This is a genomic window from Collinsella aerofaciens, from assembly GCF_040915425.1.
In the GTDB taxonomy this organism is placed as follows: Bacteria; Actinomycetota; Coriobacteriia; order Coriobacteriales; family Coriobacteriaceae; genus Collinsella; species Collinsella aerofaciens_BW.
Map to the genome: position 1 here is coordinate 5555 of NZ_JBCPDN010000039.1, position 15892 is coordinate 21446.

Genomic DNA, 15892 nt, shown 5'->3' on the forward strand with positions numbered 1-15892 from the left:
CTTCCACATAACCGCAAACGGGGCAAACAAACTTCATGATTCGATCCTTTCGATCGATGGCGATTGTGCGCTCGTCCGGTCCCGTAAGGGCCCTCTCCGGACGTGCGTCTTGACGAGTTCTATTATCCATAAATGCAACCAAATGTGAAGCCTATTAGGAATGATTTTTAATAAAACAATTTCGAGATATGAAGATGTTGATTGATTAACGATTGGCAGGCCGTCTTTGACCGCCGCTGAGTACAATCGGGCGAGCAAATGTTGACCTATCAACAAATGAAGGAGTTTCCTTTATGCATCTAGCCCGTCGTGCCTGGTGCCGAACATATCAGACGGTTTTTCGCATTGCATTGCCGATCCTGCCCTATACCGAGCCGCGCATTTTAGAGCATGCCGAGGATGTGCCCGCGGTGCTTCAAAAGCGCTCGATCCAGAAGGTCCTTATCGTGACGGATCCCGGCATTGCCCGTCTGGGGCTCACGGCACCGCTCGAGACGGCGCTCGCATCCAGGGGGATTGGCGTTACGGTCTATGCCGAAACGCGTGCAAACCCCACGGTTTCAAACGTGGAAGAAGCGGCGTCCCTGTATCGAGAGAGCGCCTGCCGGGCCATTATCGGCTTTGGCGGTGGCTCGGCCATGGACTGTGCCAAGGGCGTGGGCGCACGCATTGCGCAGCCAAACAAGCCAATCAACAAGATGCGCGGCCTGCTGCGGATTCATCGTCGCCTGCCGCTGCTCATCGCCGTTCCCACTACCGCCGGTACGGGAAGCGAAGCCACGCTTGCGGCGGTAATTACCGATGACGGGACGCACTACAAATACCCCATTAACGACTTTGTGCTCATCCCGCGTTTTGCAGTCCACGACCCCGAGTTTACGTGCGGCTTGCCCGCTTCCATTACGGGGCAGACGGGCATGGACGCCCTGACGCATGCCGTTGAGGCCTTTATCGGGCGAAGCACCACGCCCTATACGCGCAAGATGGCGCGACAGGCGGTGCAGCTTATCCACGACAATTTGCTCGAGGCCTATGAGCATGGTGACGACATGTGCGCTCGTCGCAATATGCTTTTGGCGGCGTATAAGGCGGGCGTTGCGTTTACCCGCTCCTATGTCGGATATGTGCATGCCATCGCGCACAGTTTGGGCGGCCGATACGGAATTCCGCACGGTTTGGCCAACGCGATCATCCTGCCGCACATGCTTCGCGCTTATGGTGACGCCGCCGCCCCCAAGCTTGCCGATCTTGCTCACATGGCGGGCATTGCGCCGGCTACCGCGCAGGATAGTCTTGCGGCCGAGGCCTTTATCGATTGGGTCGACCGCATGAACGAGGCCCTGGGAATCCCCAAATATGTTTTGGGCATTCGCCACTCTGACATTCCCGAGATGGCGGCGCATGCCGATGCCGAGGCCAATCCGCTATACCCCGTTCCGCTTCTAATGGACCGCTTGGAGCTCGAGCATATGTACGAAGTCGTTGCAGGTGGTATGTTTGAGGACGAGAATTAGGAGGGTCCATGAACACCGAGGAAATTGCGCGCATCGTCGGCGATCAGCGCGCCTACTTTAAGACGCACGCCACGTTTGATGTCGATGCTCGACGTCGCGCGCTCGTGAGTTTACGCGATGCGGTGCGGGCCCACGAGGCCGATATCGCCCATGCGCTCAAGACCGATTTGGGGAAGTCGCATGACGAGGCCTATATGTGCGAGATTGGTACGTCGCTTTCCGAGATTCGACATCAGATCGCTCACGTGGCTCGATGGAGTCGTCCGCGCCTGCGTCCGTGCGATCTCGCTAACGCCGTGAGCGTGTGCAAAACGCAAGCCGTGCCCTATGGTGTCACACTCATCATGGCTCCGTGGAACTACCCGTTTTTGCTAACACTCGAGCCGCTCGCCGGCGCCCTTGCCGCGGGCAATACCGTGGTCATCAAGCCGAGTGCCTATGCTCCGGCATCGAGCGCGGTGCTCAAGCAAATCTGTGAAGAGGCATTTGATCCGTGCCTGGTGACGGTTGTCGAGGGCGGGCGCGCCGAAAACGAAGCGCTGCTCGATGAGTGCTGGGACAAGATCTTCTTTACCGGTAGCGTTCCGGTCGGCAAACTCGTCATGGAGCGCGCAAGTAAAAACCTTACGCCCGTGACGCTTGAGCTGGGCGGAAAGAGCCCCTGCATCGTGGATGCGACGGCAAACTTGAAGGTTGCGGCGCGGCGTATCGCCTTTGGTAAATGGCTCAACGTAGGGCAGACCTGCGTGGCGCCCGACTACCTGCTGGTCGATACGCGCGTGCACGACGAGCTGCTGGGCCTCATCAAGGAAGAGGTCCGCCGTATGTTTGGCGAGCATCCGCTCGATAACGAGGATTACGGGCATATCGTCAATGCTAAGCATTTTGCGCGCGTGCGCGGGCTGATCGATCCCGATAAGGTCGTGCTGGGAGGCACGGCGCGCGAGTCGTCGCTCAAGATTGAGCCGACGATCCTAGACGGCGTGACCCCCGATGACGCCGTGATGCAGGAGGAGATCTTCGGTCCCATCTTGCCGGTGCTGACGTTTGAGAGCCTAGACGAGGCCGAAGCGTTTATTACGGATCGTCCGACGCCGCTGGCCCTGTATATCTTTAGTCAGGACCGCGCAGTTCAGCAGCGCTTCGTGCGTTACGTGCCCTTTGGCGGTGGCTGTGTCAACGACACGATCATGCACTTGGCTACGAGCCATATGGGCTTTGGCGGCATGGGCGCGAGCGGTATGGGGCAGTACCATGGACGCGAGAGCTTCGATACGTTTAGCCACAAGAAGAGTATCGTGAACAAGGCAACTTGGCTGGACGTGCCGTTTCGGTATGCGCCCTACGCAAGCTGGAAGCACAAGTTCGTGCGCATGTTTGTGCATTAGAAAAGGGCGCAGGTAATACGAACAAGTGTTCCTATTACCTGCATTTTGCGTTAGACTACTGTTATGGAGCACGGATGGGCCAACTCCCTTTAGAAGGGATTTGGTATGAACGTAAGCGATGTTATTTCGTTATTGGCGTTGTTGATTGCGGCTATCGAACTCGGTCTGTTTATCGGCCGAATGAAATAGCCGCCCCCGCGTAAGCGAAGACGGCCACTTCTCACGATGAAAACGTGTATCGGAGTTGGCAAGACCCGCGGCAACGGGTGCCATCCGTGTTCCTATCTTATCTGCAAGCGTTCTGTCGCGCAAGCGTTGAGGCAAACGATTGAAGGACGCAGACAGGATGTATTTGTGTCCGCACGGGACCGTAGACTTCTCAATAAGGTTACACACCGGTTTATCCGGCCGTTAGAGGAGCTGCTATGTACGAGCCTTCGCGTGTTCTTCTGTCGTTTCATATCGCAGGATTTCAATATGCCGACGGCGCTTTGGTCCTAGGCGATCTTAAAGCGGGCGATAAACTGACACTGTGTGCCGAGCGCGATAATCCCCATGACCCCGAGGCAGTTGCGATCTACTATGGCAAGACCAAACTTGGCTACGTTCCGGGAAACGAGGTCGGTCCACTGTCCTTGATGATGTATTACGGCCACGAGGACGTGTTTGAGGCCCGCGTGCAACAGGTTGCCCCCGAGCGCAGCCCGTGGCACCAGGTGCGCGTTGGCCTCTATGTGGTGGATGCCCGCTAATCGGTAAGGGAGGCTGCCATGCTTGACGACGATGACCTGTTCGATTTGACGGATGATCCGTTTGAGTGGGATATGCTACTCGATGACGATGAGCTGGAGCAGGATCGCAAAAAGCAAAAGGATAAGAACGCCCAGGGCAAAGGTTCGAATAAAAAGGACGAGTGCCGCCGCGGACTGTTCGGCGGGCTCTTTGGCTAACCGCCGCATCGCTGTGTCTGTATACTTAGCACGAGTTGGATGCATTGCGAAATGAGGGCATAGACGATGATGTGGTTTACCGCCGACCTGCACCTGGGCGATACGAATATCTTGCACGACATGGATCGACCGTTTGATTCGGTCGAGGAGATGAACCGCAAGGTCATCGATGCCATCAATGAGTGCGTGGCTGCGGACGACCGCCTCTATATCCTGGGAGACTTTACGTATCGCTTGCCCATGGCGGAGGCGGTGCGCCTGCGCGAGCGTATCGAATGCAAGAATGCGACGCTCATCCGCGGTAACCATGACGGCGACTGGGAAGATCCCGACGCCCCGCAAATTTGGGAAGACGTGCGCGATTACCTGGAGATTGCTCCCGGCTATGCCAAGGGTCATCGTCTGGTGATGAGCCACTACCCCATGCTCAGCTGGAACGGCAAGGCACGTGGCGCCATTATGCTGCATGGGCATATCCACAGCAGGGGTGACCGCACCAACGCACGCAACCGCGATCGCGAGCGCCCCATTTACCGCTACGATGTGGGCCTCGACGCCAATGACTACAAGCCCGTAAGTCGTGATCAAATCCTCGGCTATTTTGGACTGTAATTCTCGAACCACCACAAAGGGGACAGGCACCTTTGTGGTGGTTCTGGCGCCGTTGCCATTATGGCGGCGGCGCCTTTTTTGTCCGCGCGGCGCGGTAGAGTATAGTCGGTTGAAATTTGCGTCCATCGAGGAGGTGCCATGAATGAGATCAGGTGCCCGCATTGCGGCGAAGTCTTTAAGGTCGATGCGTCCGGCTATGCGGATATCGTCAAGCAAGTACGCGATGCCGAGTTTTCGCGCGATCTGGATGAGCGTGTGAGGGCAGTCCAGCGCGAGGGCGAGCAGGCGCTGGAGCTTGAACGCTCGCGTTCGACGGTCGCCTTGCAAAAGGCAGAGTCTCAGCGCAACGCTCAGCTCGTTGAGCAGAAGAACGCTGCGGCTCAGCAGCTGGCACAAGAGGTCGCCAAGCGCGATGCCGAGCTTGCCGAGTTGCGCGCCAAGCTCGAGGGCGCTGTCGCAGAGCGCGAGAGCGCAAGTCAGCGTGCGGCGGTTGAGGCCCGTGCCGATGCTCAGAAGGAGAATGCCGAGCTTCAGCGCGAGATCGACAATTTGCGTGCGCAGCTGGGACGCAAAGATGACGAAGCCAAGCTTGCCGAGTCGGCGGCGCGCAACGCTGCTCAAAACGACTTAGCTGCACGTGATGCTCAGATTGCCAAGCTGCAGGCCAGGCTTGCAGCGGCTGACAAGGCCCAGGAGATGGCGCTTGCCGCTGCCGCGGCAGAGTCGCAGCGTGAGCTCGATGCCGCTCGCAGCGAGGCCGAGCGCGTGCTTGCTGACTACCGCGCGACGGTACAAGAGAAGTTTTCCGCCGCAAAGGCACAATCTGAGCAAGAGGCCGAGGGTCTGCGTGCCCAGCTGCGCGAGCAGGAGCTGATGGCAAAAATGAACTTGTCGGAGGCAGTCGCGGCGGCGGAACGAGAGCGCGATGAGGCGCGTGCCAAACTGACGAGCGAGCTGGCGGTGCGCGATTCTCGCGAGGAGCAGGCCAAGGCGGCACACGAGCTCGAGCTTGCGCAGGCCAAGCGCGCGAGCGATGACCTGATTCGCTACAAGGACGAAGAGATTGAGCGTCTTAAGGACATGAAGGTCCGCCTGTCCACCAAGATGGTGGGCGAGTCGCTCGAGCAGCACTGCGAGACCGAGTTCAATCGCCTGCGCATGACGGCGTTTCCCAATGCATATTTCGAGAAAGATAACGATGCATCCGAGGGCACCAAGGGCGATTTTATCTTCCGCGAGTGCGACGCGAGCGGTAACGAGGTCATCTCGATTATGTTCGAGATGAAAAACGAGAACGACGAGACCGCGACCAAGCATAAAAACGAGGACTTCTTTAAGAAACTCGATCACGATCGTCGCCAGAAAGGCTGTGAGTACGCGGTGCTCTGCACACTGCTCGAGCCCGAGAGTGAGCTCTATAACGCAGGGATAGTCGACGTGAGCTATCGCTACGAGAAGATGTACGTGATTCGCCCGCAGTTTTTCATTCCCATGATTACACTTCTTCGCAACGCCGCCATGGGTTCGCTGCGCTATAAACAGGAGCTAGCGGAGTATAAACAGCAGAATATCGACGTTACGAACTTCGAAGCCAAGATGGAGAAGTTCAAGAACGATTTCGGCCGCAACTACGAGATCGCGAGCCGCAAGTTTCAAACGGCGATCGATGAGATCGACAAGACGATTAGCCATCTGCAGAAAACCAAGGAGGCGTTGCTGTCCTCCGAGAACAATCTGCGCCTAGCCAACAAGAAAGCCGACGATCTTACCATTCGCAAGCTCACCTGGGGTAACAAGACCATGAAGGTGGCGTTTGACGAGGCGCGCGGGGCTGCGACGGAGACAAACGATGAGCCCGCCGAGGCGGATTCATATGAGGTCGAGGATGCCGAGTAAGGCATAGCATATAGTGCAAAAGTGGGGCCGCTGGCGATGTTACCAGCGGCCCCACTTCATTTCGTTCCAGTATGTACGGCTAGTCCTCGAGCAGGTCCTCGATAAAGCCGACGCGGTAGTTTTTGAAGATGACCTCGCCGCCGTCTTGCGTGGCGTCCAGATCGACATCGCCCATGATGCCAAAATCGTGGTCGCCATCCTCGTCGGCAAAGATCTGGTGCACGTGCCATACGTGCGCGGTCTTCTCGTCGGACTCATCGATGGAAAACATCGCGGCGCTGCGGGCATTTCCGTCGGTGAGGATTTCCTCGTGCTGCTCGTGGTAAGCGTCGAGTGCTTTTTGCCAGCGGATCTCGCTCATGCCCCAGTTGTCGTCGAGCTCGCCCAGGTCGCGAACGTGCTCGCGGGCGGCAAGGGTCACGCGGCGGAAGAGCGCGTTGCGCACCAACAGCGTGCAGCCGCGACGGTCCGCCACGACCTCGTCGATGCCCTGCGGCGGCGCAGCATCGAGGGCTGCCGGGTTGCCGGCGTTCTCCCACTCGTCCACCAGGCTCGAGTCCACCGAGCGCACCACAAAGCCCAGCCACGAGATAATGTCGCGCAGACGCTCGTCGCGCTTCTCGATGGGTACGGTGCGGTCAAGTGAACGGTAAGCCTCTGCCAGGTAGCGCAGCAGAATGCCCTCGGAGCGGGCGATTCCGAGCTTTTGGATATAGCCCTTAAAATCGCTCGCGCTTTCCAGCATATCGCGTAGAACGCTCTTGGGAGAGAGCTGGTAGTCGTTTGCCCAGGGCACTTCCTGGCAGTACTTGTCAAAGGCGGCGTCGAGCAAATCCTCGAGCGGCTTTTCGTACGTGACGTCTTGAATGCGCTCCAAGCGCTCCTCATACTCGATGCCGTCAGCCTTCATTTCGGCCATCGCGTGGTCGCGCGCGGCGCGCTCCTGTGCGCGCAATACCTGCTTGGGGTCCTCGAGCGTAGCCTCGACCATCGAGATCAGATCCATGGTATAGGTCTCACTCTCGGGGTCGAGCAGCTCCAACGCGGCAAGCAAAAATGGCGAGAGCGGCTGGTCGAGCGCAAAGTCTTCGGGCAGGTCGACCGTCAGCGCATAGTCGATGTCTGGTGCGGCGTCAGTCGGGGCGTCAGGCGCGGGCGGCACCTCGGTGCGAACGACGACGCCGGAATCGATGAGCGTGGCGAAGATTTCGTCGGCGCGAACCTCGAGCTTAGCCTTTTCCTCGGAAGTCTGCAGGCTCGTCTCGATGAGGTCGTGTACGCGGGCTCGGGCATCGCCGCCCTGCTCGACCACGCTAATCACCATGGAGTGCGTGATGCGCAGGCGCGGCTTGAGCGTCTCGGGCTGCGTCTCAATCAGACGCTCAAAGGTCTGCTTGTTCCAGGTGACAAAACCCTCGGGGGCCTTTTTCTTTTTAATCTTACGGAGTTTTTTGGGGTCGTCGCCCGCCTTGGCCATGAGCTTGGCGTTCTCGATCTCGTGCTCCGGGGCCTCGGCGATTACCATGCCCTCGGTATCGAAGCCCGAGCGGCCGGCGCGACCGGCAATCTGATGGAACTCGCGGGCGCGCAGGCGACGCATCTTGTAGCCGTCGAACTTGGTGAGCGCGGTGAGCACCACGGTGTGGATGGGTACGTTGATGCCGACGCCGAGCGTATCGGTGCCGCAGATGACGGGCAGCAGGCCCTGCTGCGCCAAGCGTTCGACCAGGAGGCGATAGCGCGGCAACATGCCAGCATGGTGCACGCCGACGCCGCATCCAAGCAGGCGTTTGAGAATCTTGCCAAAGGCCGTCGAGAAGCTCGTTCCCTTTGCCGCTTCCTTAATGGCCTCGCGCTGCTCCTTGCTGGCGATGCCAAAATTGGCGAGCGACTGCGCCGTCGCAAGGGCGGCATCCTGGCTAAAGTGCACGATATAGAGCGGGGCCTCGCCGCGGCGCATGGCGAGCTCGACCGTGCCCTCGAGGGAGGTCGTCACATAGTCGTAGCTCAGCGGAACAGGACGCGGGGCGTCGACAACCAAGTCGCAAGCAGCGCCGGTGTGCTCTTCGAGAGAGGCGGCGATGGCAGTGACATCGCCAAGTGTGGCGCTCATGAGCATAAACTGCGTATGGGGCAGGGTGAGCAGCGGCACCTGCCAAGCCCAGCCGCGGTCGGGGTCGGCAAAGTAATGGAACTCGTCCATGGCCACGCAGCCCACGTCGGCGTCCTCGCCCTCGCGCAGCGCATCGTTGGCAAGGATTTCGGCCGTGCAGCAGATGACGGGCGCCTTGGTGTTGATGTGCGTATCGCCGGTGATCATGCCGACGTTATCGCGGCCGAGCACCTGTACCAGATCGAAGAACTTTTCGCTGACCAGAGCCTTGATAGGAGCCGTGTAATAACAGCGCTTGCCCTGCGCCATGCCCATAAAGAGCATGCCCAGCGCGACGAGCGATTTACCCGATCCGGTCGGTGTTCCCAAAATGACGTGGTCGCCGGCAGCCAGGTCCATGAGGGCCTCTTCTTGGTGATCCCACAGCTCAATGCCGCGATCGCTCGTCCATTCAAAGAAGCGTTCGAAGGCTTGGTCGGGCGTGAGCCACGGTTCGGGCTCGCTGCCGTCCTCGGGCTCCCACCAGGTGGGGGAGAGCGCGCCGAGCGAGCCAAACTCGGCTTCGGTTCCCGTGCCGCCCGAGAATGAGCTGGCGGCGCCGGCGCCGGAGACGGTGCTGGCGGCGGTATCTGTCGTGGTCTGTGCCATGTGGTTGCTTTCTCTCGCGATTGTCCGCCAACTATTATGGCGTAGCGGCGGCGCGGGGTGCCAGCGCGCGAGAAAATGCAGGAAATGGGCGTTCTGCCCGGCCGTTTGGTGCAGTTGCCAGCTAAGTGAGTAGACTTTTTGCAATATCGCGAGCACATGGCTTTTGCGCAAGAGCTCTACCTGCGGTTTTAGTTTTCGTTATGCGGGTTGTGCTTGGCTATTGCAAAAAAGTCTACTCACTTAGGTTTGAGGGTCGTTCGCTGACGCCTATTTTCACTTGTTTGCCGACGCCGCGACCATCAGAAGCCCCTAGGACTCCTGCGGCAGGCGCTTCTTGCCTTTGCGGGCGCGGTTTCTAAAGTTCTCGACGGCCTCTTCCATGCCCAGAGGTACATAGGTGAGCGCATCGAGGTTTTCGGGCAGGTAGCAGGCAAGGCTTTGCTCCTGCGCGCGGCCCGCCGCGAGCTGTTCATCGCTGGGCTGCGCTCCAGGTGTGGCGCGAATGCCATAGACGGCGGCACCCATCTCGCGCGTGCGGCGCTCGTACTCGGTCTCGGGATGCTCGGGATGGTCGCGGCGTACGTCGTCACTTACCCAAAGCGTGTCGTAGCCGGCCGCGGCAAACTGTCCCAGGGCGTAATCGCGCAATGGTTTGCTGTCGGTGCGCAGCGTGACGGTGGCGTTGGCTGCAAAGAGCGGGCGGTAGAGCATCAAATGGTCGACATGGACGAGTCGTTTTTTGGCGTACTTGGCCTTGGGCTGCGGCGTGGGAAAGTTGATGGTGATGGCATCGAGCTCGCCTGCGGCAAATAGCTGTGGCAGCGATGCGGCGCCTCGGGGCAGGACGAGTGCGTTGGATAGCTCCTGCTCGCAGATTTTCTGCGCGGCATAGGCAATGCAGATGGGCTCCTGGTCCATGCCGATAAAGAGGGTGTTTGGCTCGTGGCCCGCGCGCTCTACAAGGTACGTTCCCTTGCCACAGCCAAGATCCAGGTGAAGGTGCTCGAAGGGCTTGCTGCCTGCGGGCGCACAGGCCTTGCGCCAATCTCCGGCATAAGCCTCGGGGTTTGTCTCAATCGCATCGGCGTAGCGTTCCAGGCGCTCCTCGAGCACAAAGTTCTTAGGCGTGCGAACGTGGACGGCTCCCATGAGGCTCCTTGGTCATAAGTATGGAACGCATAGCTGCACGTTCCGTCAATGGATTGAAAAAGGGCGGGCATAGTTTGCCCGGAAGATGCGGTGCGGCTCGGCGGCGAGTCGTCGATGCCTACAGGCGCTTGAGAATCACATAGCGGTTGAGCTCGCCGCTACGACCGTCGGCATGGAAGCGCTCAAGCTCACGCACGGGGACCTCGCCGCTCTTGTAGAACGTACGGACGCCGCGCACCAGGTCGGTGATCTGCTGATCGTCAAAGTGATGGCAATAGCGGTAGGCGTGGCGGTCGTTTTGCCAGCCAATGAGGTGGTCGCCGGCTTCAAACTGCGCGGAATCGTAACCCTCAAACGGCGGGGTGAGCTCGGCGCGGGCCTCGGCGCGAACGGCCTTGCGCGCCATGCGCTCGTCGTTCATAAACTCCCAAAAGCTGATGGCGATGATGCCTCCTGGGCGCGTCTGCCGCACCAGGGCGTCGAGCACGCGTACACGGTACTCGCACGACGGCACATGGTGCATAAAGCCAAAGCAGACCGAGATGTCGGCGAGCGGGGCGTCGAAAAGCACGTCGGGCGTCTCGGCGGGGTTGAGCTTCATAAGGGCGTCGAGCACGTCGAGTTCCTGGAAGTGCAGGTTGGGAATGCGCAGCGCGTGGCCATGTGCATCGATGGCCAGGTCTTGGCACGAGTCGACACCATAGAACTCAAACGGGCAGCTGGCATCTGCCGAGGGGTTTGCGCCATCGACGCCCTTGGCGGCAAGTGCGCCGCCGGCGGCAAAGTTCTCGAATCGCATATTGCCACAGGCAAGATCGAAGACGCGGACGGGATGCTCGATCGTGGCGACGTCGAGCTGTTCGAGCGCGATATCCATGGTGCGTACCCAGCCGGGCCACGGGGCCTGGCGCGTATCGGAAAAGGAAGCGGAGTGCTCGCGATAGAACGTGTTGTTGAGCTGGATGAGCGATGAGGCGAAATCGCGGTTCACGGCGCGGAACTCCCTCCGTTGGCGGTGCGGAATAAACAGTACGACCATACTACCGTTAACGCCGCAACGGGGACAACCAAGCTACGGGTCATTGCTTTGTTTGGACACATTTCCGCAGCTCATATGCGCCCGCAACCGCCGGTTGTCAAAAATCTCACTAGAATAGGTGGCATGCTTTTGGCGGTGGCGGATAGATTTTTAACTGTGCAAGGCGCCTTAAGAACAAAAGCGGTCCGGCGGTACGGCTGGCATCACATAGGAGGAACCATGAATGTAGAAACTGCGCAGCGGCTCGCCGACCTTCGCCGCAGCAAAGGCTTTAGTCAAGAAGGGCTGGCACGAAAGCTGGGACTGTCGCGCCAGGCGGTCAGTAAATGGGAGCGCGCGGAGAGCTCGCCCGATACCGAGAACCTGATCTCGCTCGCCAAACTCTATGGTGTGAGCCTGGACGAGCTGCTCAATCCGAGCGACGAGATCGAGGACGATATCGAGTTTGAGAACGAGGACCGCGCTCGTCAGCGCGAGGCCGAGGCGGCAGAGCGCGCACGCACCCATGAGGCGGCGGCACGAGCTACCGAGGCGGCAACACAGGCGAGTGACGCCGCCGCCAAGGCGGCGCAAGCGGCAAGCTGGAGTGCACAGGCCGCCAATGCCGCTACGGCGCAGGCGACGAGTGGCGGCGCAGTTGGCTCGACTCCGGTGAAGGGCCCGTTCCAGTCGTTCCCGTATTGGGCCGTGTGCTGGCTACTGTTCTTTTTGCTGATGTTCCTGTTTGGTGCCGGCCCCTTTGCCGCGCTGATCTTCTTTACGATTCCCATCTATCACTGGGTAGCGCGTGCGCTCGATGGTGATTGGGCGCGCGGGGATATTCAGGTTGGTCCGGCATCGGCGGTCGCTAGGGCTCAGAATGTTTCCGCTCCGGTTGATACTGACGTGGCTACCGCGACTACCGCTGAGCCGATTGCCAAAGAGGGTGGTGAATGATGAAGCTTTCGCATGAATCCAAGGTACGCTTGGGCGTCGGCATCGGAGCGTTTGTGCTCATCGTTGGGCTTGTTTTTGGCGTTTCGCGGACTTTGATTCATTTTGATGGCCCGTGGGATCTCGACGATGTTGTATCCGGCTTGTCCGGTATGGACGATGTGGTTGACGACGACGATTTTATGAACGATGGCGGTAAATATTCCGCTCAGCCTCAGCAGCTTTCGAGTGCGACCTTTGATGCCGATCAATTTCGCTACCTCGATTTCGATATCGCCGCGGCTTCGGTGGACGTCAAGGTTGTTGATGGCAACAAGGCTCGCGTTATCGAGCGGGGGCGCGTTGCCAAGGGTATGGATGCCTCCAAGGCTGCGACGCAAAACATCGCATCTGTCGAGGACTCGACGCTCAAGGTTTCCCAGTTTGGAAGTGATGACGGTAAGGCAATCGATCGCTCAGTTACGGTCGAGCTGCCGCGCCGTGTTGCCGAACATCTGAAGGGAGTCAACGCGCACGTGGGCTCGGGTGATCTGCAGATTGCCGGTGTCACCTGTGATGGTTTCGACCTTTTCCTGGGTGCGGGAGATGTAGAGTTTACGGGCAGCGTGACTGATGCGCTCAGCGCCGAGGTCGGTTCGGGCGATGTGACGTTCGAGCTTTACCAGGCCCCCGCGAAGTCGATGGACGTGAGCGTGGGCTCGGGCGATGTGGAGATGACGGTTCCGAACTCTACGGGCTTTAAGGCGAGCCTCACCTTGGGCAGTGGCGACTTCGAGAGCGATTTCCTTCCGCTTGGGTACGACGGCGATACCATTTTGAATCTTGAATTCGATAACGGGGATAAGTCTGCTGTGTATAGTTTTGAAGTCGATTCGGGCGACATGTCGTTTGATTCGGAGTAGTGAGGCAGACAAAAGCCTAGGCGAAGATATAGACGCGCTGTTTGATGAAGGCGCCGAAGCCGAGGTCGGCTCCGGCGCCTTTGCCTTTACAATGGGGGCATGGAACAGATTATCTTGAACATACTTGAGGCCCTGCGTCGCGGCGAGACCGTGGACGACAAGGCGCTCGTCAAACTGATACATGCCGAGGCGCGCCGTGAGGGTGCCGACAAACGCGATTTGGCCAAGCGCCGTCTGCTGCCGTTTTACCAGCGGGTTAAACGTGAGGAGCCGGCTCGGTGGGCTGCGTGGAATGTCGATTCCGAACTGGAACGTCAACTGCTGCAGGTCCTGCGCATGAAGCCTCGTCGCACGGCTTCGGGCGTGGCGACCATTACCGTCATCACCAAGCCCTGGCCATGCTCGGGCGATTGCCTGTTTTGCCCCAACGATCTGCGCATGCCCAAAAGCTACCTGCACGCCGAGCCGGCGTGCGCCCGTGCGGAGCAAAACTGCTTCGATCCGTATTTGCAGGTGAGCGCTCGCCTGACCGCGCTTTCGCAAATGGGGCATGCGACCGACAAGATAGAGCTCATCGTGCTCGGTGGTACCTGGAGCGACTATCCGGAAGGCTATCAGACATGGTTTATGTCGGAGCTTTTCCGCGCGCTCAATGACGATGCCGTCGCCGGCGTGGCGGCCAACCCCATGTTGGCGCGTCCGGGCACCAGCCGTGCCGAGGCGGGGCGTCTGCTCGATGACGCTCCCGCCGATGCCCTGCCGCCTGTGGTAGCAGAGCGCCGTGAGCGCTATCGGGCCGCCGGCATTGCGACAGACGAGGTCGAGCTTGCTGCCGGCGTTGCCGACGAGCAGGGGCGTGTGGATGCTGCCGTGGGCGGCTATAACCGTGCGGTGCGTCGTCTGTACGGTCCCGGTACGCCGTGGGGCGAGGTCACTGAGTGGCAGACGGCAACGATGGAGGAGCTTGAGCGTCAGCAGCGCATCAACGAGACGGCGAAGCATCGCGTGGTGGGGCTCGTTATCGAGACGCGCCCCGATGCCGTGACGCCCCAGGCGCTCACGCTTATCCGCCGCCTGGGTTGCACCAAGATTCAGATGGGCATCCAGAGCCTCAACCAGCATTTGCTCGATATCAACGAGCGTCGCATTTCGGTGGCTCAGATCGAGCGGGCGTTTTCGCTTGCGCGTCTGTTTGGCTTTAAGATCCACGCGCATTTTATGCTTAACTTGCTGGGCGCCACGCCCGAGGGGGACAAGCGCGACTACGAGCGCTTTATGACCGAGGGGGCCTTTATGCCCGACGAGGTCAAGGTCTACCCGTGCGCGCTCATCGAGGGCTCGCGTCTGGTGGGCCGCTATGAGCGCGGCGAGTGGCGCCCCTATACCGAGGAAGAACTGCTCGATGTGCTGGCCGACGACATCGTGGTGACGCCGGCGTTCTGCCGCATCAGCCGCATGATCCGCGACTTTAGCTCCGACGACATCATGGTGGGCAACAAGAAGCCCAACCTGCGTCAGCTCGTTGAGAACCGCCTGGCTGCTCGGGGTGACGGTGCGACGGTGCGCGAGATTCGCTATCGCGAGATCAGTACCGCGGGTGCCGACCTGGATGAACTGTCTCTTGATGAGGTCGCTTACGAGACGCCGGTGACGCGTGAACGCTTTTTGCAGTGGGTGACGCCCGAAGGCAAGATCGCCGGCTTTTTGCGTCTGTCGCTGCCCGTTCGCGCTTTTGTTGCCGCACATGCGGACGAGTTGCCGACGATGCCGGACGAGGCGATGATTCGCGAGGTACACGTGTATGGCATGGCGGCGCGCGTGGGGGATCAAGGCCAGGCAGCCCAGCACCATGGATTGGGACGGTCGCTGGTGGAGCGTGCGTGCCATATTGCTCGGGACGCGGGCTATGCGCGCATCAACGTGATCAGCGCGATTGGTACGCGCGAGTACTATCGCCATCTTGGATTTTATGACTATGGCCTTTATCTGCAAAAGGAGCTCTAGATGAACAAGCCGAGTGTTTCTGCCGGCGTCGTTGCCGGCGTTGCTCTGGGAGCCGCGGCGCTTGGTGCGGCCGCCGTCGCTGTTCGTGCTGCCTGTCTGCAGGTTGCGCGAACCCGCAATGGGTTGGCGCGTGTGAAGCGCGTGCACGACGAGGGCGGCGACGAAGTCCGCGTATTGGTACAAGGCGGCGTCTACCAAAGTGCAAGCTACGTTGGCGAGCGTTGGGCGGAGCCCGTCTTTAGGTACTATCGTTCGTTTGACGACGTGTTTGAGGCCGAGGATGCGATGCGCGACGCTTACGGTCACGGTATCGACCGCATGCTTATGCTGGGCGGCGGCGGGTTTGCCTATCCCAAGTTCGCGCTGATGTCGCACGAGGACTTGTGCATGGACGTTATCGAGTATGACGGAGAGATTACGCGCCTAGCGCGCCGCTGGTTCTACCTGGACGAGCTGGAGCGTGCGGTGGGCGACCGCTTGCGGGTGATTACCGCTGAGGCTCGCTCGTATTTGGGTGTGACGAGCGTGGGCCATCGTCGCTACGACGTGGTCGTGAGCGATTGCTTTGGCGGTGTCGAGCCCGTACGCGAGCTGGCGACGGTTGAGGCGTTGCGTTTGGTGCGAGGCAGCCTGAACCCCGGGGGTATCTACGTTGCCAATATCGTGAGCGCAAACGAGGGGAGCGACGTAACGTTCCTGCGCGATTGCGCCGCCACGGCGCTCGAGGTGTTCGCCCACGCCTGG

Annotated in this window: 13 protein-coding genes; 10 read left to right on the plus strand and 3 right to left on the minus strand. The window is 59.8% G+C overall.

The window, feature by feature from the left end:
* Nucleotides 1–293: 293 nt before the first annotated feature.
* The 6 genes from AB5164_RS06505 (at nt 294) to AB5164_RS06530 (ending at nt 6360) form a co-directional block, all read left to right on the plus strand.
* Nucleotides 294–1514, plus strand: coding sequence for an iron-containing alcohol dehydrogenase (locus AB5164_RS06505; RefSeq protein WP_368142281.1), 1221 nt, complete (start codon nt 294–296; stop codon nt 1512–1514).
* Between the two features lie 8 nt (nt 1515–1522).
* The gene (locus AB5164_RS06510; RefSeq protein ID WP_195521000.1) at nt 1523–2902 is read left to right on the plus strand and encodes an aldehyde dehydrogenase; all 1380 of its coding nucleotides are present in this window, start codon (nt 1523–1525) and stop codon (nt 2900–2902) included.
* Between the two features lie 425 nt (nt 2903–3327).
* Nucleotides 3328–3654 carry an HIRAN domain-containing protein gene (locus AB5164_RS06515; RefSeq protein WP_035137041.1) on the plus strand — a complete coding sequence of 109 codons (327 nt, stop codon included), beginning with the start codon at nt 3328–3330 and terminating at the stop codon, nt 3652–3654.
* A gap of 18 nt (nt 3655–3672) precedes the next feature.
* Nucleotides 3673–3852 carry a hypothetical protein gene (locus AB5164_RS06520; RefSeq protein WP_117769819.1) on the plus strand — a complete coding sequence of 60 codons (180 nt, stop codon included), beginning with the start codon at nt 3673–3675 and terminating at the stop codon, nt 3850–3852.
* 66 nt (nt 3853–3918) lie between these two features.
* Nucleotides 3919–4464: a metallophosphoesterase gene (locus AB5164_RS06525; RefSeq protein WP_117769818.1), complete on the plus strand. Its 546-nt coding sequence runs from the start codon at nt 3919–3921 to the stop codon at nt 4462–4464.
* 138 nt (nt 4465–4602) lie between these two features.
* A complete protein-coding gene (locus AB5164_RS06530) occupies nt 4603–6360 on the plus strand; it encodes a DUF2130 domain-containing protein (RefSeq protein ID WP_260699366.1) in 1758 nt (585 codons plus the stop codon).
* Nucleotides 6361–6439: 79 nt separating this feature from the next.
* Here AB5164_RS06530 and AB5164_RS06535 read toward each other — a convergent pair whose 3' ends face one another.
* The 3 genes from AB5164_RS06535 to AB5164_RS06545 form a co-directional block, all read right to left on the minus strand.
* On the minus strand, nt 6440–9121 hold the full coding sequence (locus AB5164_RS06535) for a DEAD/DEAH box helicase (RefSeq protein WP_260699365.1): 2682 nt from the start codon (nt 9119–9121) through the stop codon (nt 6440–6442).
* A 309-nt stretch (nt 9122–9430) separates the two neighbouring features.
* Nucleotides 9431–10270: a tRNA (guanine(46)-N(7))-methyltransferase TrmB gene (trmB, locus tag AB5164_RS06540; RefSeq protein WP_260699364.1), complete on the minus strand. Its 840-nt coding sequence runs from the start codon at nt 10268–10270 to the stop codon at nt 9431–9433.
* A 118-nt stretch (nt 10271–10388) separates the two neighbouring features.
* Complete coding sequence (locus AB5164_RS06545) at nt 10389–11261, minus strand: class I SAM-dependent methyltransferase (RefSeq protein ID WP_022094355.1); 873 nt, start codon at nt 11259–11261, stop codon at nt 10389–10391.
* Between the two features lie 267 nt (nt 11262–11528).
* On the opposite strand from AB5164_RS06545, the gene AB5164_RS06550 reads away from it, so the two are divergent.
* The 4 genes from AB5164_RS06550 to AB5164_RS06565 form a co-directional block, all read left to right on the plus strand.
* The gene (locus AB5164_RS06550) at nt 11529–12245 is read left to right on the plus strand and encodes a helix-turn-helix domain-containing protein (RefSeq protein WP_260699363.1); all 717 of its coding nucleotides are present in this window, start codon (nt 11529–11531) and stop codon (nt 12243–12245) included.
* On the plus strand, nt 12242–13144 hold the full coding sequence (locus tag AB5164_RS06555; RefSeq protein WP_368147901.1) for a DUF4097 family beta strand repeat-containing protein: 903 nt from the start codon (nt 12242–12244) through the stop codon (nt 13142–13144). Before AB5164_RS06550 ends, AB5164_RS06555 begins: the two co-directional genes overlap by 4 nt.
* Before the next feature lie 99 nt (nt 13145–13243).
* Nucleotides 13244–15148, plus strand: coding sequence for an elongator complex protein 3 (locus AB5164_RS06560; protein ID WP_368142278.1), 1905 nt, complete (start codon nt 13244–13246; stop codon nt 15146–15148).
* Nucleotides 15149–15892: spermidine synthase (locus AB5164_RS06565; protein ID WP_368147902.1), on the plus strand; the 744-nt coding region annotated here is incomplete at its 3' end.

Bases quoted from the DNA above. Each gene is read 5' to 3' on its own strand.
- AB5164_RS06530 (WP_260699366.1), top strand. From the start codon at position 4,603: ATGAATGAGATCAGGTGCCCGCATTGCGGCGAAGTCTTTAAGGTCGAT.
- AB5164_RS06550 (WP_260699363.1), top strand. From the start codon at position 11,529: ATGAATGTAGAAACTGCGCAGCGGCTCGCCGACCTTCGCCGCAGCAAA.
- AB5164_RS06520 (WP_117769819.1), top strand. From the start codon at position 3,673: ATGCTTGACGACGATGACCTGTTCGATTTGACGGATGATCCGTTTGAG.
- AB5164_RS06505 (WP_368142281.1), top strand. From the start codon at position 294: ATGCATCTAGCCCGTCGTGCCTGGTGCCGAACATATCAGACGGTTTTT.
- AB5164_RS06525 (WP_117769818.1), top strand. From the start codon at position 3,919: ATGATGTGGTTTACCGCCGACCTGCACCTGGGCGATACGAATATCTTG.
- AB5164_RS06555 (WP_368147901.1), top strand. From the start codon at position 12,242: ATGATGAAGCTTTCGCATGAATCCAAGGTACGCTTGGGCGTCGGCATC.
- AB5164_RS06510 (WP_195521000.1), top strand. From the start codon at position 1,523: ATGAACACCGAGGAAATTGCGCGCATCGTCGGCGATCAGCGCGCCTAC.
- AB5164_RS06515 (WP_035137041.1), top strand. From the start codon at position 3,328: ATGTACGAGCCTTCGCGTGTTCTTCTGTCGTTTCATATCGCAGGATTT.
- AB5164_RS06560 (WP_368142278.1), top strand. From the start codon at position 13,244: ATGGAACAGATTATCTTGAACATACTTGAGGCCCTGCGTCGCGGCGAG.
- trmB (WP_260699364.1), bottom strand. From the start codon at position 10,270: ATGGGAGCCGTCCACGTTCGCACGCCTAAGAACTTTGTGCTCGAGGAG.
- AB5164_RS06535 (WP_260699365.1), bottom strand. From the start codon at position 9,121: ATGGCACAGACCACGACAGATACCGCCGCCAGCACCGTCTCCGGCGCC.